This window comes from Myxococcus sp. XM-1-1-1 (assembly GCF_020037095.1).
GTDB classification, from domain to species: domain Bacteria; phylum Myxococcota; class Myxococcia; order Myxococcales; family Myxococcaceae; genus Myxococcus; species Myxococcus fulvus.
Window position 1 is genome coordinate 58164 of record NZ_JAIQDH010000033.1, and the last position, 20263, is coordinate 78426.

Genomic DNA, 20263 nt, shown 5'->3' on the forward strand with positions numbered 1-20263 from the left:
ACGGATGGAGACGGTCTTGGCGGAGGTCGCGAGGGGATTGAGGTTGGAAGTCGAGGCGGATGCGGCGGCCATCGCCGCCCGGGCGGAGCCCACCGAGCCGGTCCAGTCGCTGACGCACTTCCACGAGCGCCTGCTGGCCGAGGAGCTGCTGGCGCGCAGTGGTGACACGCAGCAGCGCCTGGCGGGCGCGTTGTCGGAAGCGAAGGTGGACCTCAACCCGCATCAGGTCGAGGGCGCCATGTTCGCGCTCGACTCGCTGTCGCGCGGCGGCTGCATGCTGGGCGACGAGGTGGGCCTGGGGAAGACGATTGAAGCGGGGCTCGTCATCGCCCAGCTGATGGCCGAGGGGAAGACGCGCATCCTCATCCTCGCGCCGGCCACGCTGCGCGCACAGTGGAACAGCGAGCTGCGCGAGAAGTTCGACCTGGACAGCGTGCTCGTGGACGGTCGCACCGTGCGCGCCACCGGCAACTGCTTCGACCAGCCCTTCCCCGTCATCTGCTCGCACCCGTTCGCGGCCAACAAGGCGCACCTGACGTCGGAAATCCCGTGGGACCTCATCGTCATCGACGAGGCCCACCGCCTGCGCAACGCCCACCGCGCCAACAACAAGATGGGCCAGGCGCTCAAGGCGTCCCTGGCGGGCAAGCCCAAGCTGCTGCTCACCGCCACCCCGCTCCAGAACGACCTGATGGAGCTGTTCGGGCTGATGTCGCTGCTCGACGAGCAGATCCTCGGCCCCGAGCACGCCTTCCGCAGCCGCTACCGCGTGGACGAGGGCGGCGGCATGTCCGAGGCCGCCGCGTGCGAGCTCAAGGAGCGGCTGGCCCCCGTGGTGCAACGCACCCTGCGCCGGCAGGTGCGCGAGTACGTCCGGTACACCAACCGCCGCTCCATCGTGGAGGACTTCACGCCCTCGCCCGAGGAGCACGACCTCTACGAGAAGGTCAGCGAGTACCTGCAGCGCTCCGAGGCCGCGGCGATTGAACCCGGCAAGAAGACGCTCCTGACGCTGTGCTACCGCAAGCTGCTGGCGTCCTCCACGTACGCCATCGCGCCCACGCTGCGGCGGCTGTCGGACAACCTGGAGAAGCGCCTGCAGGCGGCGAAGCTGGGGCAGCAGGCCCTGGCGATGTTCGAGCCGGAGGAGGCCAAGCAGTACGTCGAGGAGGGCGAGGAGTGGTCGGATGATCCGGCCAAGGCGCCCAACATCCGCGTGCTGGAGCAGGAGGTCTGGGAGCTGCGGCAGTACGCGGACCTGGCGGACTCCATCAAGGTCAACGCCAAGGGCGAGGCCCTCAAGCGCGGCCTGGACCGCACCTTCGGGGTGATGCGCGCGCACGGCTGGCCGGAGAAGGCGCTCATCTTCACCGAGTCCAAGCGCACGCAGCAGTACCTGTTCAACCTGCTGTCGGACAACGGCTACCGGGGCAAGATTTCGCTCCTGTCCGGGGACATGGCCGGCACGCCCGAGGAGCGGCGCGCGCTGGTCGACGAGTTCCGCAACAAGACTCAGATCCTCATCTGCACCGAGGCCGGCGCCGAGGGCCTGAACCTCCAGTTCTGCAACCTGGTGGTGAACTACGATTTGCCCTGGAACCCGCAGCGGGTGGAGCAGCGCATCGGCCGCTGCCACCGGTACGGGCAGCAGCGGGACGTGCTGGTCATCAACTTCCTCAACCGCGCGAACGCGGCGGACGCGCGCCTGTTCGAGCTGTTGGAGAAGAAGCTCAACCTCTTCGACGGTGTCTTCGGCGCCTCCGACGAAATCCTGGGCGCGCTGGAGAGCGGCGTCGACTTCGAGCGCCGCATCCTCGACATCTACCAGGGCTGCCGGAAGGTGGAGGACATCAACGCCGCCTTCGACAAGCTGCGCGCGGAGATGGAGTCGCGCATCAGCAAGCGCATGACGGAGATGCGCTCGGTGGTGCTGGAGCGCTTCGACGGTGACGTGCGCCGCCGCCTGCGCGGCCAGGGCGAGCAGACCAAGGAGGCCCTCGCCAAGCGGCAGCAGGAGGCGCGCGCGCTCACCAGCTCCGTGCTGGGCAGCCGCACCTCCGGTCGGCTGGAGATCGCCAAGGCCGCCTACGCCGTCAAGGAGCGCAAGCAGGACGCGGTCAGCTACCTGCAGCTCGACGCCTCGGGGCTCCCGTCGCGACTGGCGCGGCTGGCCGGCAGCGAGGGATGGTGGTTCGTCTACAAGTTCGAGACGACGGGCCTCAAGCCCGAGGAGAAGCTGGTCCACCTGGTGCTGGTGAAGGACCGCGAGGGCAACTTCCGCGCCCTGCCCCTCCAGGACGGCGCGCACTTCGTGAAGCTGTCCGCCAAGGACGAGAAGCGCCGCCAGCCCGCGCCGGTGTCCGTGCAGCTGATGCAGGAGCAGGCGCTGGTGGCCGCGAAGGACGAAATCGTCCGCGCCGCCGAGCGCCGCAACGCGCTGGAGCTGGACAAGGCCAAGGAGCGCGCGGACCGCTACGTCGAGGACTGCCTCATGGAGTCCCGCGAGGGCGTGGAGGCGGCGCGCCAGCAGTGGATCGACGCGCGCAAGCAGGTCACCACGGTGGAGGACGTCGCGGAGCGCGCCAAGGCCCGGGCGAACTCGGACCGGATGGAGCGCGAGTACCGCCGCAAGCTGTCTTCGCTGCGCAACGAGGAGGAGAAGCGCTACGCCTCCAAGGACCGTCAGCTCGCCGAGCTCGCCCAGAAGGCGAAGGTGACGGAGAAGCGCGCGCTCATCGCCTCCGCCTACTTCTGGCTGTCCTGAGCCTCCAGCGGCTTGAGCCGCACCCAGGTCGCGCCCCAGCCTCCGTCGAACTCGGAGGCGGGGCGGAACGACTCCACCTCCTCCAGCTTCGGCAGCAGTGAATGCACCGTGCGACGCAGCGCGCCGGTGCCCCTGCCGTGGATGATGCGCACATCGAGCAGGCCCTTCTGGCGGCAGGCCCAGAGGTACTCGAGGATGAGGGGCTTCACCTCGCGAGGCTGAAAGAAATGCAGGTCGAGGGTGCCGTCGATGGGCAGCTCGACGACCTCGTCATCAGGGGGCGGGGGTTCCGGCCCCTCCGGTGGGAGCGAGGGCTCGTTTGCTGGCAGCGGGGGCAGGCGACGCGGGCTCATTCGTCCACTCTCCTGACTCGCGCTTCTTCTGCTCGGCTTCCAGCCGGCGTCGCTCCCGAGCGGCGCGGAACTGCTCCGACACGGACGTCAGCTCGTTCTTCAGGGCCGACAGGTGCCTGGAAACGTCCTCATCCTCGGCCACGCTGCGGTGTGCGTCCGCGCGCTTCTCCCGCGCGCCAGCGCCACCGGCTGTCGTCATCTGGACCATCAGTGCCGCGAGCAGGACGGACTTCATGCCTGATGAGGTAAGCAAGAGTCGTGCTCGGTGGCAAGCCCCCGTTCATGAGGCGACGCTTCGCTGGTCCCCCTCCTTGGTCGTACCTGTGACGATGCGCTCCGCCAGTTTGATGGCGGACAGTGGCGCGCTTCCCTCGGCCTTGTTGTTGATGGTGACGAAGACGGGGCGCTCGCGACGCAGGGCCGCCAGACACGCGCGCGCCAGCAAGTCGCGCGTGGGCACGTCCTCGTCCACCAGCCGGTTGAAGGGCGCGTAGCGGGCGCGAGCCTCCTCGTAGCCGAGGTTCGGCGGCAGCATCCACCGCACCACCAGCGCGCGGGCGTCGAGCGCGCGGGTGCGCCTGGCCTGGATGCCCATGGAGGGCATGTGGGCCCAGACCGCGAGCACGGGACAGGCGCCCACGTCCGCCAGGGCCTGCGCGAAGCCCTCCGTCAGCAGCTCCTCGTTGCGGACCTCCACCGCGTAGAGGGGCCCTTTGGGCAGCGCGGAGAGGAACGCGTGGAGGCGCTCCACGAAGCGCGCGGTGCCGCCGAGCCCCTGCGGGTCCTGCGGCGGGAACTGGAAGACGAGCGGGCCGCCCTTGTCGCCCAGGCCCTCGACGAAGGGGCGCACCACGTGCTCCTCGGCGTAGGCGGCGTGGAGGAAGCGCTCGTTGAGCTGGCCTCGATGCGCGCCGTAGCGCTCGTGCACGGGGAAGCGGGCCAGGGTGCAGACCTCGTGCGCCTTCACGAGGAAGCGGAAGTCGGCGGGCACCTGCTCGGCGTACTCGGCGAAGGCCTCGGCGGAGATGGGGCCGTAGAAGGTCCGGTCGATGCCGACGGTGCGCAGCACGGGGTGACGCGCGTACGCGGACAGGCCCTCGCGCGCGAGCTGCGACGCGGAGGCCTCGTGGTCGTAGACGAGGCCGGACCAGCCGGGGAACGTCCACGACGAGGTGCCCAGGAAGACGCCAGTGGGGAGCTGCTGACCGAGGGACGCGAGCGAGTCCTGTACCGGCGCGGGCTCCACCGGCTGGCTCCGACTCCGGGCACGCGCGGGGGCCTCGGCGGGCGCGCCGGTGAAGAGGTCGAGCTGGGAAGGTCCACGCTGAGGGGCCATCGGCGTCTCCTACGTCCTGCGTCCCGTGGCCCCGCGACGGCGGGCCGCACGTCCAGCGCACATAACGCCGGACTCCACGGGATTCAGGAGGTTGCCTCAGAACCTAGGGACTCCCCAAGGGGGATGTCCGTCCTACAGGCAGCCGAGCTCCATGGCCCGGAGCACCGCGCGCGTCCTGTCGCGGACGCCGAGCTTCGACAGGATGCTGGAGGTCTGGTTCTTGACGGTCCCCTCCGCCGTCCCGAGCGCCTGGGCAATCTCGCGGTTGCTCAGTCCCCGGGCGATGAGGCGGAGCACCTCGACCTCGCGGCGCGTGAGGCCCTCGGGCAGCTCCGCGTGCGGGAAGTCGCGGCCCAGGTCCACGAGTCCACGCGCGACACGCTCGGCGACTCCGGGCGGCAGCAGCGTCTCGCCAGCATGGACGCGGCGGATGGCGTCCGCGAGCTCCTCCAGCGAGACGTCCTTGAGCAGGAAGCCCTGCACGCCCGCGCGCAGCGCCTCGACGATGGCGGCGTCCTCGTCGAAGGTGGTGAGCAGCACCACGCGCCGGTTCACCGGCTCCTGGCGCAGGCGCCTGAGCGCCTCCAGGCCCGTCATGCGCGGCATGCGCACGTCCATCAGCACGACGTCCGGGTTCAGCTCGGCCACCTTGGCCAGCGCATCCTCACCGTCCACCGCCTCGCCCACGACACGGAGGTCTGGGGTCAGGTCCAGCAGGCTGCGCAGTCCCTGGCGCACCAGCGCGTGGTCATCCACCAGGACGAGACGAATCATCCGCGGGCCCTCGAGTCACAGGATGCCATTGGCTGCACGCGCTCTCGGATGAAGGGCTGTATGAGCGTTCGGGCTCGCGCGTCGCAGGCAGCCCTGGCTTCAGCTGCATTCTCCGCCCGGCCTCCGCGCGACGCTGTCACGCGTGCCATCTGCTGTGCGCGACTCAAAATGAAGCGACGCAAGAGCGCTCCGCCTCGCGCACCGGAGCCATCCAGGGATTCAGCAGTCATCCTCCGCATGCCCCTGTCACGACTCTTCATCGGATACGCGCGACTCACTGTCGAGCGAATCACGAGAGCTCCGTGCCGCGCGCCGCGGGCAACCATGCGTTCAGCTCCCATCCCTGCCCTTCCTCCGCGCGCCACTCCACGCGGCCGCCCAGTCGACTGAAGCGCTCGCGCATCCCCGTGAGCCCCGCGCCCGGAGTCGGAGCACGAGCGCCATGCCCATCATCCCGCGTGGAGACGCGGACCCCGCCGTCCTCCTCGGGCGCGATGCGCACCCAGAGCTGCGTCGCTCGCGCATGGCGCAGCGTGTTCGTGAGGACCTCCTGCACGCAGCGGATGAGCGAGTGGGTCGCCTCCGGCGAATCGAGCGCCAGAGTCTCCGGCACATCCAGATGCACGGTGAGCCCTGGAGTGCTTCGCGCGAGCTCGCGAAGCGTGGCGAGCAACGGCTCGGGTGACTCCCTCAACGCGGACACCGACTGCCGGACCTCCGAGAGCAGCGTGCGCGAGGCCTCGCGGGCACGACGCAGATGCTCGACCGAGGCCGGGTCCTTCACCGTGTGCACGGCGGCCTCCAGGTTCAGCGACAGCGCGGTGAGGTGATGTCCCAAGGAGTCGTGGAGCTCCCGCGCGATGCGCAGCCGCTCCCCTTCCCGCTCCCGCGCGGCGAGCAGCACCTGCGTGGCCTGGAGCTCCACGTTGAGCCGGGCCAGCTCGGCGCGGGCCTTGGCTTCACGGACCATGACGACGGCCGAGCCCAGCGTGAAGCCCTGGAAGCCGACGAAGATGAGCGTCTGGAGCAGCGCGCGCTCCAGCGGGTAGATGACGAGGAAGACGCCCAGCATCGCCACCGACTGCGCGAGGACCCAGACCATCGCGCGACGCTGGGACATCATCTCGGGAGCCTGTCCCGCGATGATGGCGAGCAGCGCGCCCTCCACGCCCGTGCCTCCCGTGGCGATGACGACGAGCGCCGCAACGGTCTGCACGGCCATCAGCACCGGACCGCCCTGCCCCCGTGAACGAGCACTTCGCCAGTACCCCACGCCGAACGCGAGGAACCCGAGGAACCACGCCAGCACGCGCGGCGAGGCGAGCACCGAGGGGCGCCGGAGAATCTCCTCCATGTAGGAGGAGCCGACCACGGCCCACGTCAGCAGCCCGGCCACGAGCAACAACCGGTGGACCGATGCCGACTTGCGCGTGTGGTGCCTCGAGGCCATGGAGGGGCAGCATAGGACCTCCCCTTCCGGGTGGACATGTGCCGGAAGTCACAGGGCGCCCGTGTGACTTCCCGCAGATGTGGGCCCCGGAGCGCTCCCGTACCTTGGCCTCGTCTCGCAGCACACGGGAGGCTCGCATGTCTTTCTATGCCCTGGCTCGCACGCTCCACATCACCGCGGGGGTCATCGGGTTCACCGCGCTCTGGCTGCCCCTGGTGGCCCGAAAGGGCGGCACGCTCCACAAACGCGTGGGTTGGGTCTACGTGGCGGCGATGGCCGCCGTGTCCCTCACCGGCTTCCTCCTGTCCGGCTGGCGGTTCCTGCACGACCCGGCACAGCGCTCCGCGGCCCTGTTCTTCATCTACATCAGCGTCCTGAGTGGCACGTCCGCGTCCATGGGCGTGCGAGTGCTGCGCACCCGCGCGAGGACGACTGCGAATCGCAATCCCTTTGACATCGGGATGTCGGCGCTGACGCTCGTGCTCGGCCTGTTCACGGCGGCGTGGGGGCTCGCGGTGAGCATGCCGTTGCTCTGGGGCTTCTCGTTCGTGGGCATCTTCCTGGGAGCGTCATCGCTCCGCTACTGGCTGCGCCCGCCCCAGACACGCATGCACTGGTGGTTCGAGCACATGGGCGCCATGGTGGGCTCGGGCATCGCGACGCTGACGGCGGTGCTCGTGGTCAACGCGCGACACCTGGGCATCAACGGCATGCAGCTCGCGGTGTTCCTCGGGCCCACCGTGGTGGGCGTCACCGGGCTCAAGCTGTGGGAGCGGTACTACCTGAAGAAGTTCGCGCCCAAGTCCCGCGCCAACGTCGCCACGGCGCCGGCTACACCTTGATGCGGATGGCCGAGGGCAGGAGCGTGAACGTCGCGGGCAGGCGGCCCGGCGTCTCGCCATCGACGTCGAGGAACACCTCCTGCTCGTCGACGGGCTCGGCATGCACGGACTGGCAGCGCAGCCGGCGCGTGCCCTTCCAGGTGACGTGGGAGCCGTTGTAGACGCCCTTCGACTTGAGCAGGAAGTCGCTCAGGCCATAGCCGGACCAGATGGTGACGTCGAAGGCGCCGTCGTGGGTGATGGCGTCGGGCGCGACGAACATGCCGCTGCCGAAGTAGCGGCCATTGGCCACGGCCACGGCGGTGACATCGAGCGTCTGCGCGGGCCCGCCGTCGGTGGACACCTTCACCTTGCGCTCGGTGTACTTCACCAGGCCCTTCAGCGTGCCCCAGACGAAGCTGAAGTTGCCGCCGAGCGCCTTGCTGCCGCTGTTCACCTCGCGGGCCACCACCGCGCTGACACCGAACGAGGCGATGTTCGCGAAGTAGCGCGTCGCGGGCTTGCCGTCGTTGTCGATGAAGTCGAGCCGGCCCACGTCGAACGGCTCCGTGGTGTCGGTGCGCAGGCGCTCCAGGGACGACTCCAGGTCCAGGCCCCAGCCGAAGGTGCGGCGGAAGTCGCCGCCGGTGCCACGGGGGATGAGGCCGAGGGCGGCGTTCGGGTTGATGGCCTTGCCGTCGCGGAAGAAGCCGTTCGTCACTTCGTTGAGGGTGCCGTCACCGCCCACGGCGACGATGCACTCGTAGCCCTGGTCGATGGCCTCCCGGGTGATGCGCGCGGCGTCCATCCCGCCCTGGGTGAAGCCATGCCCGAAGTCGCCGAGCACCCTTCCCACCTGCGCGGCAATCTCCACCCAGCGCTTTCCAGTCTGACCATTCGCGCTGCGCGGGTTGACCACGAGGAACGTCTTCATCGGCACCTACCCCTCCCTGTAACGCCCCTGTTTACGCGGTTGTGGCGCCGACCTCCACTTCGCGACACCCCTCCCCAGGTCGTCCAGGTCCCCGCGACCCCGCCCCTCGGCTGACGCAGCGCACAGGCCCCGGCCGTTTGAGGCACGACGATGCCGTCACTCCACGTCCACCTCCCGGGCGAGCGACACGTTCCAGTCAGACGGCAGGTCCGCGTCGCAGAAGGTGCAGACGAACCACCGCTCCTTCACCAGGGTGACTTCACCGCACGCAAGGCACCGCCGGAAGTCCATCGCCCCGGTGAAGCCGGTGGGCGAGTGGAGCCCCAAGGGCGCCAGGGCCCGGGCCACGACCGCCCAGCAGGTGACGTCCGGGCAGTAGCCGGTGGACAGGTTCGAGACCTCGGCGACGGAGGGCTGTCCTGCATCCAGCCGGAAGCGAAGCTCTCCGGCCGCGAGCACCTCTTCGCCGTCCGCGCATGCGACGTGCTCGGAGCGGCGCGGAGCCAGACGCAGGCGTCCGAGCAGGTCGACGACGTAGGTCGCTCCTTCGCTGAAGGCCTCCGGCTGAACGGAGAGCCAGGAACGGAGCGCCAACGCAGACGTCACGGGTGTCCCGGGAGTCCCGAGCGAGCGCTGTCGTATCTCCCGGGACCCCACATAGCTGTAGGCAAGCAATCGCATGCGGCGCGGACGGGCTGGCTGCCCGACACGGACAAGAAGCCACAAAAAACGCGAGGCGCAAGCCCAGACGCGTCTCACCGCAGCGCCAGCTCGGACTTCATCCGCGAATCGAGCAGTCGCTCGGACACAGTCCCGCTGCACGATTCAAACGCGCAGCGGGCCGTCGAGGACTGTCACCGCGGACTTCACCAACGGGCCCGAGAGGACCTTCGAGCAGTCCGAATCAAACGCACAGCGAGCCTTCGAGCACCGTCACCGCGACACCGCCGATGCGGGCCTGCTCGGGATGGCCCGCGCGACCGGAGACCTCGACCTCGATGCGCCCCGGCTTGCCGATGGCGTCGCCCTGTTCGATGCGCGCCCGGACCGTTCCACCCGAGGCCGGCAGTTCCAGCGCACCGTGCATCGCCAGGTACATCCCGAGCGGCCCCGCGGCCGAGCCCGTCACAGGATCCTCCGGCACCCCCAGCCCCGGCACGAAGTAGCGCGAGTGCGCCACGCTCCCCGCCTCACGCGTCTCGCGCGTGAAGACATACAGACCACGCAGCCCATGCGGCCGGAGCAACTCCGCCAGCGCCCCCGAGCGCGCCGCCAATACCCACACATCCTCGCGCCGACGGAACGGCACCATCAGCCGCTGTGCATTGCGCCGCACCGGGAGCGTCGCATCCACCATCTCCACCGTCCCGCCCACCAACGCGAGCACCTGTGACAGCGCAACCGGCGACTCCAGCCACGGGTTCTTGGGCGTCACGATCCACGCGCGGCTGCCACCCGACTCCAGCGCCTCCAGTTCCACGTCGAGCCCCCCCGCCGCGCACTCCAACCGCGTCGCCCCGGAGCGCGGCAACAGCCCTCGCTCGGCTAGCAGATGGAACGTCGCCACAGTCGCGTGGCCGCAGAAATCAATCTCCGCCTCCGGCGTGAAGTACCGCAGCTTCACTCCCTGCGCTCCGGGGCCCGCCAACACGAAGGCTGTCTCCGACGCGCCCACCGCCGCGGCGATGCGCTGCATGGCGTCTTCCCCCAACCCGGCCGCATCCAGGACCACTCCCGCGCGGTTGCCGACTCCCGGCGTCCGCGTGAAGGCATCGACAATGCTCACCTGCATGGTGTGCTCCTCCGCTGGCCACCTCACTCGATGGCCGAGGATTGTACCGAAACAATCGACCTCAAGAATCGACACAATCGATGCATTGCGCGGAGCCGCCCGTCAACCGTATGAATTGTCACCATGACAATCTGGACGCCCAACCTCCGCGACCGAGAGGGTCCGCTGTACCGGGTCATCGCGGATGCGCTCGGCGCGGACATCGAGGAGGGCCGCCTCGCTCCGGGGACACGCCTGCCAACCCACCGGGAGCTCGCTGAGAAGGTCGGCGTCACCGTGGGCACGGTGACTCGGGCCTACGCGGAGGCGGAGCGCCGAGGCCTCATCGGCGGAGAGGTGGGCCGAGGCACCTTCGTGCGCCACCGCGACACGCCCCGCCACCTGCCCTCCCCCGCACCGGATGAAGGGGATGACGCCCTGGTGGAGCTGGGCCTCAACTGGCCCGCCACACCAGCGAAGGACCCGGCCAGCGCCGCATTCGCGAAGACCCTGGACGCCGTGCATCGCTCGCCCCGCGTCGCGGAGCTGCTCGAGTACGCCCCGCACCTGGGCCATCTCGCGCACCGCGAGGCCGGCGCCGAGTGGATGTCCCGCTTCGACCTCGACGTGTCCCCCGCGCGCGTCATGGTGTGCTCCGGTGGCCAGCACGCGATGGAGGTGGCGCTCAATGTCCTCACACGCCCGGGCGACACGGTGCTCTGCGAGGCCCTCACCTATCCGGGCCTCAAGGTGCTCGCCAGCCGCCTCCACCTGCGTCTGCAGGGCGTGGCCATGGATGCGCAAGGACTTGTGCCCGAAGCCCTGGAGGCCGCGTGCCGGGGCGGCGCGAAGGTCCTCTTCTGTCTGCCCAATCTCCAGAACCCCACCGGCGCCGTCATGTCCGAGGAGCGCCGCCGCCGCATCGCCACCGTGGCCCGCAAGCACGGGCTCTCCGTCGTGGAGGACGACGCCTACGGCCTGCTGCTCGACAAGCGCCCACCCCCGCTCTGCGCGCTCCTGCCCGAGTCCGGCTGGTTCATCGCGGGTGTCTCCAAGCTGCTCGCCCCGGGCTTGCGCATCGGCTACCTGGCGGCGCCCGAGGGCCCTGGTACGGAGCGCCTCGCGGAAGAGGCCGCGCTCGCCTCACGCATGACACCCGCGCTCACGGCCGAGCTCGCCGCGAGATGGGTGAACGACGGCACCGCGGACGAGCTCGTCACCCGCCGTCGACGCGAGGCCCGGGAGCGACTGGAGCTGGCGAAGGAAATCCTGGGAGACAGGCTGCGGCGAACACCCGCGAACCACGTCACCTATCACCTGTGGCTCGAGCTGCCCGGCGGCTTCCGCGCGGAGCCCTTCACGTCGCAGGCCCGGCGGCGCGGAGTCTCCGTCACACCCGCCGAGGTCTTCAGCGTGGGGCCCGCCACCGCGCCGGCGGCGGTGCGCCTGTGCCTGGGAGCACCGCGCACCCGCGCCGCGCTGGAGAAGGGCCTCCAGCGATTGAAAGACACGCTGGAGGGAGGGCCGGAGCCCCTCGCCTCCATCGTCTGACGACTACTTCTGCGGCGGCGGCACCGGACGGACATGCAGCTCGCGCAGCTGCTTGTCGTCCACGTCGCCCGGCGCGCCCGTCATCAGGTCCGTGCCCGTCTTCGTCTTCGGGAACGGAATCACGTCGCGCAGCGACTCGGAGCCGGTGAGCAGGAAGGCGAGCCGGTCCATACCCAGCGCGATGCCACCGTGCGGGGGCGCGCCGTACTTGAGCGCGTCCAGCAGGAAGCCGAACTTCGCCTGCGCCTCCTCGTCACCGATGCCCAGCGCCTTGAAGACCTCCGCCTGCACCTTCGGGTCATGCAGACGGATGGAGCCGCCGCCAATCTCGAAGCCGTTGAGCACCACGTCGTAGCGGTGGCACTTCACCCGGCCCGGCTCCGTCAGAAGATATTGCACGTCGCCATCGTGCGGCCGCGTGAAGGCGTGGTGCGCCGCCACCCACGTGTTCGTCTCCTCGTCGTGCTCGAACAGCGGCGGGTTCACCACCCACAGGAACTTCCACTGGCCGCCGCTGCCGTACTCCGGAATCAGCCCCAGCTTCTTGGCGACATGCACGCGCAGGTTCGCCATCACCGTGTGGACCAGCGCCTCCTTGCCGAACTGGAACAGGATGAGGTCGCCCGTCTTCGCGCCCACCGCCTGGTTGATGGCCGCGCGCAGCGCCGGCGTGATCGTCTTGGACAGCGGCGACTGCGTCCACTCGCCACCCTCCGCCACCTTCGCGCGCGCCAGGCCCTTGGCGCCCGCCTGCTTGGCGAACTCCTCCAGCTTGTCGCTCTCCGCGCGGCTCATCGCCTTGTCCGCGGGGATGACCATCGCCTTGACGATGCCCTTGTTCTGCACCGCCTCGAACATCATCGGCACGCCGCCCGCCTCGCCGTGCTCGCGAATCAGGTCCGTCAGCACCGTGTGCTCCAGCCCGAAGCGCAGGTCCGGCTTGTCGTTGCCGTACTTCGACATGGACTCGTAGAAGTCCATGCGCATGAACGGCGTGGGCACGTCGATGCCCAGCACCTCGCCCCACAGCTTCTTGATGAGCCCCTCGATGATGGTGAAGATGTCGTCCTGGCTGACGAAGCTCATCTCCACGTCGATCTGCGTGAACTCCGGCTGCCGGTCCACGCGCAGGTCCTCGTCACGGAAGCACTTCACGATCTGGAAGTACCGGTCGAAGCCCGCCACCATGAAGAGCTGCTTGTAGAGCTGAGGGCTCTCCGCCAGCGCGTAGAACTTGCCCGCGTTCATCCGGCTGGGCACCAGGAAGTTGCGCGCGCCGCCGGGCGTGTACTTGCCCATGAACGGCGTCTCCAGCTCCAGGAAGCCCTGGTCCACCATGTACGCCCGCGTCAGCGCGTTCATCTGCGAGCGCGTGCGCAGCGACTTCTGCAGCGGCGCGCGGCGCAGGTCCAGGTAGCGGTGCGCCAGCCGCTTCTCCTCCGACGTGTCGATGGAGTCCTCGATCGGGAACGGCGTCGGCTCCGAGCGGTTGAAGATGGTCAGGTCGCTCGCCTGGACCTCGATTTCACCCGTCTTCATCTTCGGGTTCACGTTCTTGCCGCGCGACACCACCTTGCCGCGCACACCGATGCAGTACTCCAGCCGAAGGCTGCCCGCGAGGCCATGCGCCTCCGCGTGGTCCGGCTCGAACACCACCTGCGTCAAGCCGTCGCGATCCCTCAGGTCGATGAAGACCGCGCCACCATGGTCGCGTCGATTGTGCACCCAGCCGAAGAGGACGACCTCCTCGCCGACATTGCGCGCCGTGAGCTGGCCGCAGGTGTGGGTACGCTTGACCTCGGAGATGAACGGGACCGCCATAAAGACCGCCTGCGCTGTGCGTAGAGGGAAAAGGCGCGGCACCATAAAGAGCGTGGAAACGATGCGTCAAGGAGTCCGCGCCGGCCTGACAGCTCCCAGACGGTCGCCGCCTGACGCGCGTTCCTGACGGCCCCGGAAAGCCCTGCCCGCCCGACGTCGACCTGCCTGGAGAACCTCACGGCCCCCGCGTCCTCGTCCCCGCGGCCAGGATGCTCGGCCCCCTGCCCTGTCCGGCCGCGCGCCCACACCCCGCGTCTCCCTCACGCGCCGCTGGCACCCGGAGGGGAATACACGTTCCGCCCGGACCGGAGTAAAACGGCCCCATGCTCCGAACAGTCATCGCCACCACCGCCGTGCTCGGCCTGGCCGCCGGCTGTGCGCCCGACCCGAGCGCGCCGGTCAAGATTCGCGCCCTGGTGCTCTCCAGCAACGGGCAGTACATCCCCGAGGAGGTCGAGCTCAAGACGGTCTCCGACATCGTCGGTCTCAGCGGCAGCGTGGCCGACCTGCACGGCGGCGCGCGCATCGTCCTGGACCCCAACGACCCGGACCTCGACCGCGCCACCACCCCCGAGGCCTTCGTCAACGCCCTGCTCAAGGACGAGGGCCGCGACGTCACCGCCAGCTACATCACCCAGGGCGACGTCCTGTGGCCGGCGGACTTCCACACCTGGAACATGGTGACGACGTATTACAACCTCGAGCGCGCCTTCGATTACTTCCGCGAGGTCACGAACATCCCGGTCGCGGACTTCAAGACGCCCCCCAGGACGTACTACTTCCCCGAGTTCCGCACCCCCGCCACCGACAAGGACCCCCTGCGGGACAACGCCTTGTACTTCTCGGCGATGGACTCCTTCTTCATCCTGCCTTTCGACGAGCTGCAGCGCGCGCCGCTCGCCATCAACGCGGGCGTCACCACCCACGAGTACGCGCACCGCGTCTTCAACCAGAAGGCCTACGGCGGCAACCCCTTCCCGCAGGCCCTGGGCACGTGGTCCGACGGCGGCGGCCCCAGCCCGGGCGCCAACATCCTCAAGTCCATGGACGAGGGCCTGGCGGACCTGCACGCCTACGGCGCCACCTGCCGCTCCAAGAACGGCTGTGACACGCGCTTCCTCTCCACGTCCTTCGAGGGCCAGTACGGCGCCGTCGCCGACGAGCGCGACCTGGCCCGCTCGGACCGCTGCATCGACGAGAACCTGCGCGACACGCTGCTCAGCGCCAACCTGAACCAGTTCGAGAACTACTACCGCGTGGGCACCATCCTCGCGAGCGCCCTGTACCAGGCGGGCGAGGCCACCGGGCAGCGCGACATCCTGCTGCGCTCCATCGTCACGGCGTACAACGACGAGTCCACGACCACGCCGGGCATCCTGCAGCTCACCCGTCAGTACCTGTCGGACCAGACCAAGTTCACGCTCGCCGTGGCGGTGACTCCCATCATCACCCACATCACGGACCTGCGCCTGAAGGAGGCCGTCTGCAACGAGGTGATGGACCACCTGCAGATTCCCCGGGATCTGCTCGTCGGCACCACCAATCCCAACCTCTGCCCGCCCAGCGCCGCGGGCGGCACCACCTGCCCCCGCCTGAGCGAAGACTGATGAGAACCGCCACCGTGAAGACCTGGCTCACCCGCTGCCTGCTGGGCGGCCTGCTCGTCGCGCCCGCCGCCCACGCGCAGACCGATGACGACCCGTACGCCTATCCGGAGGACGAGCCGGGCCCCACCCAGGAGCAGCTCGACGAGGAGGAGGCCTACGAGCGCCGCCGCCGCAACGCGGACCAGGTGGAGGAGTTCCGCGACATCTCCGAGCAGGAGGGCGAGGACGGCGACTTCAAGCGGCTCGCCGGCATCGACGACCCCAACAAGGGCTTCGCCGCGGAGCTGCTCGCCGGCGCGCTGCTGCTCGACTCGTCGCGAGGCCGCTTCGCCGAGCCCGTGCTCGGCCTGGGCATCCGCGCGACCTGGGAGTACGGCCGCATCCTCGACATCGAGCCCTTGCGCGAGGCGCTCTGGGCGGACCTGCGCTGGACGTACGGCAGCCAGAGCGACGGCACCCGGTTCCTGAAGGGCCGCTCCAGCCAGCACTACTTCACCCTCGCCCCCGCCTACGAGTTCAAGTTCGGCAAGTCGGACTTCGGTGTCTTCGGGCAGGTGGGCGGCGGCATCGCCTACCAGGCCACGTCCATCACCATCGACACCGCCGAGACGAAGGTGAACGGAATCAAGCCCGTCATCCAGTACGGCCTGGGCCTGCGCGGACGTCCCCGCGTGTTCGGCGACAGCAACATGAGGCTGTCCCTGCGCCTGGAGGCCATGGGCTTCCGCCGGGGCTACCTCAACGACTTCTTCCTGGGCGGCAGCGCCGGCATCGCCTTCTGAAGAACACTTCCCGGCCGCGCTCGCTCCCACGCGGGCGCGGCCGAGTGGAAGTTTTTCCACCTCCTGCCCACCGTGCGTTCCCCCGCCCCTCGGCATTCCGAGGAGTTGGGGGTTGGCATATGCCCTGCTTGTGTCCACCGTCGGGTGTGGGCGTAGAGCCCTCAGGGCGGCGCGGGGAGGCGAGGCATGACAGGCGTGCAGGGACAGACGCAGGGCCAGGGCAAGCACTGGGATCCGGTGTGCGGCAAGCAGTTGGAGACGCCGGAGGGCCAGCCCTCCTCGGAGTACAAGAAGCGCCGGTACTTCTTCTGCTCGGAGCGGTGTCGCCACACCTTCGAGCGTCAGGCGGAGCGCTTCCGTCTCAACGAGCTGGCCCGCGTGGGCGCGCTGATGACGCCCGGCCGGGTGCGCTGGGGTCTTGCCTGAGGTGACACCCGCGGGCCCGCGCGTCACCCGCGAGGGCCCGCCTCACAAGCCAAGGGCTCAAGCGGCGACGCGCACGTCCTTGAGGCGCAGCGACAGCTTGCGCTGGCCCCGGAAGGTGTCGAAGCCGGCCTGGAAGGCCAGGTCCACCGGCCCCTCCACCAGCCGCACGCGGTCCGCCATGCCGAAGCCGATGGCGTCCAGCTCCGGCGCGTCCAGGAGGGCGAGCTTGAGGTGGCCGTGGCTGCCCGCGGACTTGGCCGGCAGCACGCGCGGACGGGCCACCTGGTGGCGCAGCACCAGCACGGGCTCCGGGTTGCCCTGACCGAAGGGCCCCAGCCGCTGGAGCGCCTCCACCGCCGTGGCGTCCAGCTCCCGGGGGCTCACCACCGCGTCCACGCGGCAGCGGGGGATGAGGTCCTCGGGGGACAGGCGCTGGAGGGCAATCTTCTCGAAGGCCTCGCGCAGCGCGGGCAGCTTGTCCGCGTCGATGGTGAGGCCCGCGGCGTGCTTGTGTCCGCCGAACCTGGTGAGCAGCTCCGAGCAGCCGCTGAGCGCGTCGAACAGGTGGAACGCCTCGATGCTGCGCGCCGAGCCCTTCCCCACCCCGTCCTTCACCCCCACCATGACGGTGGGCCGGTGGTAGCGCTCCACCACGCGCGAGGCGACGATGCCGATGACGCCCGGGTGCCAGCCCTCGTCGTAGAGCACGAAGCCGCGCGCGTCCTTGCGCTCCTCCGCCTGCGCCAGCGCCTGCGTGAGGATGGTGCTCTCGATGCCCTGGCGCTCCGCGTTGGCCCGGTCCAGGACCGACGCCAGCGCGCGCGCCGACCCGAGCGACTCCGAGCAGAGCAGCTGCAGGCCCAGCGACGCGTCATGCAGCCGACCCGCGGCGTTGATGCGAGGCCCCAGCCGGAAGCCCACCTGGCCCGCCGTGATCGGGGTGTCCGGGTCCATCCCCGCCACCTCCTTCAGCGCGCGCACGCCGGGACGACGCGCGGCGGTGAGCTCCTGCAGGCCGTGGGTGACGAGGATGCGGTTGGCGCCGGTGAGCGGCACCACGTCCGCCACCGTGGCCAGCGCCACCAGGTCCATCAGCGCCTTGAGGTTGGGCTCCTTGCGCGTGGCGAAGTAGCCGTCGTCGCGCAGCCGCTTGCGCAGCCCCATGCAGAAGTTGAAGGCCACGCCCGCCGCGCACAGCGCCTTGGTCGGGTACTCGCAGCCGGGCTGGTGCGGGTTGAGCACCGCCACCGCGGGGGGCAGCGTGGGCGGCACCGTGTGGTGGTCCACCACCACCACGTCCAGCCCCAGCTCCTTCGCGCGGGTGATTTCGGCCACGGACGTGATTCCGCAGTCCAGCGTCACCAGCACCCGCGTCCCGTCCCCGGCGATGCGCTCCACCGCGCCCAGGTTCAGGCCGTAGCCCTCATCCAGCCGGTGGGGGATGTACGTGGCGAGCTGCGACATGCCCAGCTCGCGCAGGAACAGGAACAGGAGCGACGTGGAGCACACCCCGTCCACGTCGTAGTCACCGTACAGCGTCACCTTCTCGCGCTTGTGCAGCGCGCGCACCAGCCGCTCCACGCCCGCTGCCATGCCCTTCATCCGGAAGGGGTCCGGCAGGTCCGCCAACCGGTCCGACAGGAACGCCGAGGCCGACTCCGGCGTCCGGTATCCCCGGTGCAGGAGCACCCTCGCCGCGAGCGGATGGAGCGACAGCTCCCCAGCGAGCGACCCCACCTCCTCCTCGACCACGTCTGGAAGCAACCACCGCACTCGCGAGCTCCCCTCCTCGGCGCACGGAACTCCTCCGTGGCCGGGACGAAATCTTGACACGCGAGACAGTACCTCAGACGTCTGACGAGGAAAGTCCAACCTGGGGCACGACATTTCCCTTCCTGCTCACGCGTTCAGGCATGCGCTTGCTCCTTTGCCTGCCGGTGGGAGGCGCGCCGTGCGCCCGGTGCACAGCTTGAGTGCACACCACCTGATAGGGAGGACGCATGTTTTCAAGGGGTATCCAGGTTGGCGCGCTGGCGCTCGCGATTCTCGCTGCGGGCACGGCCTCCGCGCAGGAGCGCAAAGCGGGCAAGCGCGGTGACGTCAACGTGTTCCTGAAGGGCGGCCTGGGCGACTACACGGGCAACCTGGGAGATCTGACGAGCACCGGTCCGTCGTGGGGTCTCTCACTCAACGTGCAGCCCACCACGTTCCTGGGGTTCGAGCTCGGCTACGAGGGCTCGCAGAACGGCATCAACGACGTGCGCATCCTCGACGACGGCCCGTCCATCGTCCGCCAGGGTGGCAGCGCGCTCGTGAAGCTCTCCCCGCCCATGCTCACCGCGGTGCGGCCCTTCGTCGGCGCGGGCTTCGGCCTGACGTACGTGGACGTGCGCGGCACCGGCGGCGGCTTCTACGACAACGACACCATGGAAGAGGTGCCGCTCGCCGCGGGCCTGGAGTTCAACAGCGGCGCGCTCACCGCGGGCCTCCGGGCCACCTACCGCCTGCTGATTGACGACGCGGGCTTCGCCAACGGCGCGGTGGAGGACTCCGACGGCGGCCTCTTCGACGCCTCCGTGACGCTGGGCGCGCGCTTCTAGCGCGACGTCCCGCACCAGAAACACCGAGGGCCCTGAACTTCCGAACCTCCGGAAGCGCAGGGCCCTCTTTCGTGTCACGCGGCCCCAGCAGGGCCCGCGCGGCCTCAGGCCGGCGCGGTGACGCGGGCTTCCTTCGCCGCGGCGCGCTCGTCCAGCCAGATGGTCACTGGGCTGGCGATGAACACGGACGAGTAGGTGCCCACCACGATGCCCACCAGCATGGCCATGGCGAAGTCGAAGATCTCACCCACGCCGAAGATGAGCAGACCGATGAGCGACAGCGCCGTGGTGCCGGCGGTGAGGATGGTGCGGCCCAGGGTGTCGTTGATGGCGATGTTGATGACCTCCGCGAACGGCTTGCCCTTGAACTTGGCCATGTCCTCGCGGATGCGGTCGTAGATGACGATGGTGTCGTTCACCGAGTAGCCGACGATGGTCAAGAGCGCGGCGATGGCCGTGAGGTTGAACTCGCGGCGGCTCACCAGGTAGTAGCCCGCCACCATGATGACGTCGTGGAGCATGGCCAGGAGCGCGCCGGGGCCGAACTTGAAGTCGAACCGGAACGCCACGTAGATGAGGATGGCCACCATGGAGTACAGCAGCGCCATGACGCCGCGGTTGCGCAGCTGCTTGCCCACCTGCGGACCGACGTAGTCCACGCGGCGCTGCTCGAAGTCCGGCTTGTCCAGGCCCGCGCTCAGCGCGCCGAACACCTTGTCCGCCATGCCGCTGGCGACGACCTGGTAGTCGACGCCCGTGCCACCCTGGTTCTCGCCCAGGACGCGGACCTCCTGCACGCCGGTGCCGGACTTCTCCACCGCCGCCTTGATGGCCTCCGCCGTCAGCGGCGTCGAGGAGCGGAAGTTGATGATGCCGTTGGCCAGGTCCGCGTAGACGTTCTTCACGCTTCCCAGGCCCTCGATGGCCGCCTTGGCCTTGTCCGCGTTCTCCTCGTTGAGCTGCGTGACGCCGCCCATGCGCAGGAGGAACGCGTTCTCGGAGGCGCTGCCGATGTTCTGCACGCTCACGTCGTGCAGGCCACCCTTCTCCGCGCGCTCACGCACCTCCGCCGCGGAGACGGGGTGGTCGAACTTCAGCTCGACCACCGTGCCACCCGCGAAGTCCACGCCGTAGTTGAACCCCACCGTGGCAATGCCCACCAGGATGGCGAGGTTGATGAGGGTGGAGATGAACACGGCCGGCTTGCGCTTGCCGATGAAGTCGATGTTGGTCTTGTTCTTGAGGATCTGCATGGCAGTTTCCCGGGCTCCCG

The 20263-nt window shown here is 69.4% G+C and carries 17 protein-coding genes; 7 read left to right on the forward strand and 10 right to left on the reverse strand.

Annotation, left to right across the window (positions count from 1 at the left end; all coding sequences use genetic code 11):
* Positions 1-4 precede the first annotated feature (4 nt).
* Positions 5-2764, forward strand: coding sequence for an SNF2-related protein (locus K8640_RS38805; protein WP_141332169.1), 2760 nt, complete (start codon positions 5-7; stop codon positions 2762-2764).
* On the opposite strand, the gene K8640_RS38810 is transcribed toward K8640_RS38805, so the two are convergent.
* The 4 genes from K8640_RS38810 to K8640_RS38825 form a co-directional block, all read right to left on the reverse strand.
* Complete coding sequence (locus K8640_RS38810) at positions 2746-3117, reverse strand: Smr/MutS family protein (RefSeq protein ID WP_223751696.1); 372 nt, start codon at positions 3115-3117, stop codon at positions 2746-2748. The two genes, K8640_RS38805 and K8640_RS38810, sit on opposite strands and share 19 nt — an antisense overlap.
* A gap of 280 nt (positions 3118-3397) precedes the next feature.
* Complete coding sequence (locus K8640_RS38815) at positions 3398-4453, reverse strand: DUF72 domain-containing protein (protein WP_223751697.1); 1056 nt, start codon at positions 4451-4453, stop codon at positions 3398-3400.
* A gap of 132 nt (positions 4454-4585) precedes the next feature.
* Positions 4586-5227 (reverse strand): response regulator transcription factor, encoded by a 642-nt coding sequence (locus K8640_RS38820; protein WP_074955558.1) that lies wholly within the window; start codon positions 5225-5227, stop codon positions 4586-4588.
* A 289-nt stretch (positions 5228-5516) separates the two neighbouring features.
* Complete coding sequence (locus tag K8640_RS38825; protein ID WP_223751698.1) at positions 5517-6677, reverse strand: sensor histidine kinase; 1161 nt, start codon at positions 6675-6677, stop codon at positions 5517-5519.
* Between the two features lie 137 nt (positions 6678-6814).
* Between K8640_RS38825 and K8640_RS38830 the strand changes: the two genes are divergently transcribed.
* Positions 6815-7519, forward strand: a complete 705-nt coding sequence (locus K8640_RS38830) for a hypothetical protein (RefSeq protein WP_223751699.1) — start codon at positions 6815-6817, stop codon at positions 7517-7519.
* On the opposite strand, the gene K8640_RS38835 is transcribed toward K8640_RS38830, so the two are convergent.
* From K8640_RS38835 to K8640_RS38845, 3 genes are all read right to left on the reverse strand, one after another.
* Positions 7509-8432: a diacylglycerol kinase family protein gene (locus K8640_RS38835; protein ID WP_223751700.1), complete on the reverse strand. Its 924-nt coding sequence runs from the start codon at positions 8430-8432 to the stop codon at positions 7509-7511. The genes K8640_RS38830 and K8640_RS38835 overlap by 11 nt on opposite strands.
* A 156-nt stretch (positions 8433-8588) precedes the next feature.
* Positions 8589-9038 (reverse strand): hypothetical protein, encoded by a 450-nt coding sequence (locus tag K8640_RS38840; RefSeq protein ID WP_223751701.1) that lies wholly within the window; start codon positions 9036-9038, stop codon positions 8589-8591.
* Positions 9039-9336: 298 nt separating this feature from the next.
* Complete coding sequence (locus K8640_RS38845) at positions 9337-10224, reverse strand: PhzF family phenazine biosynthesis protein (RefSeq protein WP_223751702.1); 888 nt, start codon at positions 10222-10224, stop codon at positions 9337-9339.
* Between the two features lie 123 nt (positions 10225-10347).
* On the opposite strand from K8640_RS38845, the gene K8640_RS38850 reads away from it, so the two are divergent.
* Positions 10348-11754 (forward strand): PLP-dependent aminotransferase family protein, encoded by a 1407-nt coding sequence (locus tag K8640_RS38850; protein ID WP_223751703.1) that lies wholly within the window; start codon positions 10348-10350, stop codon positions 11752-11754.
* A 3-nt stretch (positions 11755-11757) separates the two neighbouring features.
* Here the strand turns inward: K8640_RS38850 and aspS are convergent, their stop codons facing one another.
* Positions 11758-13575: an aspartate--tRNA ligase gene (gene aspS, locus K8640_RS38855; protein ID WP_223751704.1), complete on the reverse strand. Its 1818-nt coding sequence runs from the start codon at positions 13573-13575 to the stop codon at positions 11758-11760.
* A 323-nt stretch (positions 13576-13898) separates the two neighbouring features.
* Between aspS and K8640_RS38860 the strand changes: the two genes are divergently transcribed.
* The 3 genes from K8640_RS38860 (at position 13899) to K8640_RS38870 (ending at position 16390) form a co-directional block, all read left to right on the forward strand.
* Complete coding sequence (locus K8640_RS38860; protein WP_141327839.1) at positions 13899-15182, forward strand: hypothetical protein; 1284 nt, start codon at positions 13899-13901, stop codon at positions 15180-15182.
* Positions 15182-15964, forward strand: a complete 783-nt coding sequence (locus tag K8640_RS38865) for a hypothetical protein (protein WP_141327837.1) — start codon at positions 15182-15184, stop codon at positions 15962-15964. The genes K8640_RS38860 and K8640_RS38865 overlap by 1 nt, the downstream gene beginning before the upstream one ends.
* Before the next feature lie 186 nt (positions 15965-16150).
* Positions 16151-16390: a YHS domain-containing protein gene (locus K8640_RS38870; protein WP_046714783.1), complete on the forward strand. Its 240-nt coding sequence runs from the start codon at positions 16151-16153 to the stop codon at positions 16388-16390.
* A gap of 57 nt (positions 16391-16447) precedes the next feature.
* Here the strand turns inward: K8640_RS38870 and recJ are convergent, their stop codons facing one another.
* Positions 16448-18163 carry a single-stranded-DNA-specific exonuclease RecJ gene (recJ, locus tag K8640_RS38875; protein WP_223751705.1) on the reverse strand — a complete coding sequence of 572 codons (1716 nt, stop codon included), beginning with the start codon at positions 18161-18163 and terminating at the stop codon, positions 16448-16450.
* Positions 18164-18390: 227 nt separating this feature from the next.
* Between recJ and K8640_RS38880 the strand changes: the two genes are divergently transcribed.
* The gene (locus tag K8640_RS38880) at positions 18391-18990 is read left to right on the forward strand and encodes an outer membrane beta-barrel protein (RefSeq protein WP_223751706.1); all 600 of its coding nucleotides are present in this window, start codon (positions 18391-18393) and stop codon (positions 18988-18990) included.
* 104 nt (positions 18991-19094) lie between these two features.
* On the opposite strand, the gene secF is transcribed toward K8640_RS38880, so the two are convergent.
* Positions 19095-20243 carry a protein translocase subunit SecF gene (secF, locus tag K8640_RS38885; protein WP_141327831.1) on the reverse strand — a complete coding sequence of 383 codons (1149 nt, stop codon included), beginning with the start codon at positions 20241-20243 and terminating at the stop codon, positions 19095-19097.
* Positions 20244-20263 lie beyond the last annotated feature (20 nt).

Excerpts from the sequence above, each read along its gene's own strand:
- K8640_RS38805 (WP_141332169.1), top strand. The coding sequence starts at position 5 with ATGGAGACGGTCTTGGCGGAGGTCGCGAGGGGATTGAGGTTGGAAGTC.
- K8640_RS38810 (WP_223751696.1), bottom strand. The coding sequence starts at position 3,117 with ATGAGCCCGCGTCGCCTGCCCCCGCTGCCAGCAAACGAGCCCTCGCTC.
- K8640_RS38815 (WP_223751697.1), bottom strand. The coding sequence starts at position 4,453 with ATGGCCCCTCAGCGTGGACCTTCCCAGCTCGACCTCTTCACCGGCGCG.
- K8640_RS38820 (WP_074955558.1), bottom strand. The coding sequence starts at position 5,227 with ATGATTCGTCTCGTCCTGGTGGATGACCACGCGCTGGTGCGCCAGGGA.
- K8640_RS38825 (WP_223751698.1), bottom strand. The coding sequence starts at position 6,677 with ATGGCCTCGAGGCACCACACGCGCAAGTCGGCATCGGTCCACCGGTTG.
- K8640_RS38830 (WP_223751699.1), top strand. The coding sequence starts at position 6,815 with ATGTCTTTCTATGCCCTGGCTCGCACGCTCCACATCACCGCGGGGGTC.
- K8640_RS38835 (WP_223751700.1), bottom strand. The coding sequence starts at position 8,432 with ATGAAGACGTTCCTCGTGGTCAACCCGCGCAGCGCGAATGGTCAGACT.
- K8640_RS38845 (WP_223751702.1), bottom strand. The coding sequence starts at position 10,224 with ATGCAGGTGAGCATTGTCGATGCCTTCACGCGGACGCCGGGAGTCGGC.
- K8640_RS38850 (WP_223751703.1), top strand. The coding sequence starts at position 10,348 with ATGACAATCTGGACGCCCAACCTCCGCGACCGAGAGGGTCCGCTGTAC.
- aspS (WP_223751704.1), bottom strand. The coding sequence starts at position 13,575 with ATGGCGGTCCCGTTCATCTCCGAGGTCAAGCGTACCCACACCTGCGGC.
- K8640_RS38860 (WP_141327839.1), top strand. The coding sequence starts at position 13,899 with ATGCTCCGAACAGTCATCGCCACCACCGCCGTGCTCGGCCTGGCCGCC.
- K8640_RS38865 (WP_141327837.1), top strand. The coding sequence starts at position 15,182 with ATGAGAACCGCCACCGTGAAGACCTGGCTCACCCGCTGCCTGCTGGGC.
- K8640_RS38870 (WP_046714783.1), top strand. The coding sequence starts at position 16,151 with ATGACAGGCGTGCAGGGACAGACGCAGGGCCAGGGCAAGCACTGGGAT.
- K8640_RS38880 (WP_223751706.1), top strand. The coding sequence starts at position 18,391 with ATGTTTTCAAGGGGTATCCAGGTTGGCGCGCTGGCGCTCGCGATTCTC.
- secF (WP_141327831.1), bottom strand. The coding sequence starts at position 20,243 with ATGCAGATCCTCAAGAACAAGACCAACATCGACTTCATCGGCAAGCGC.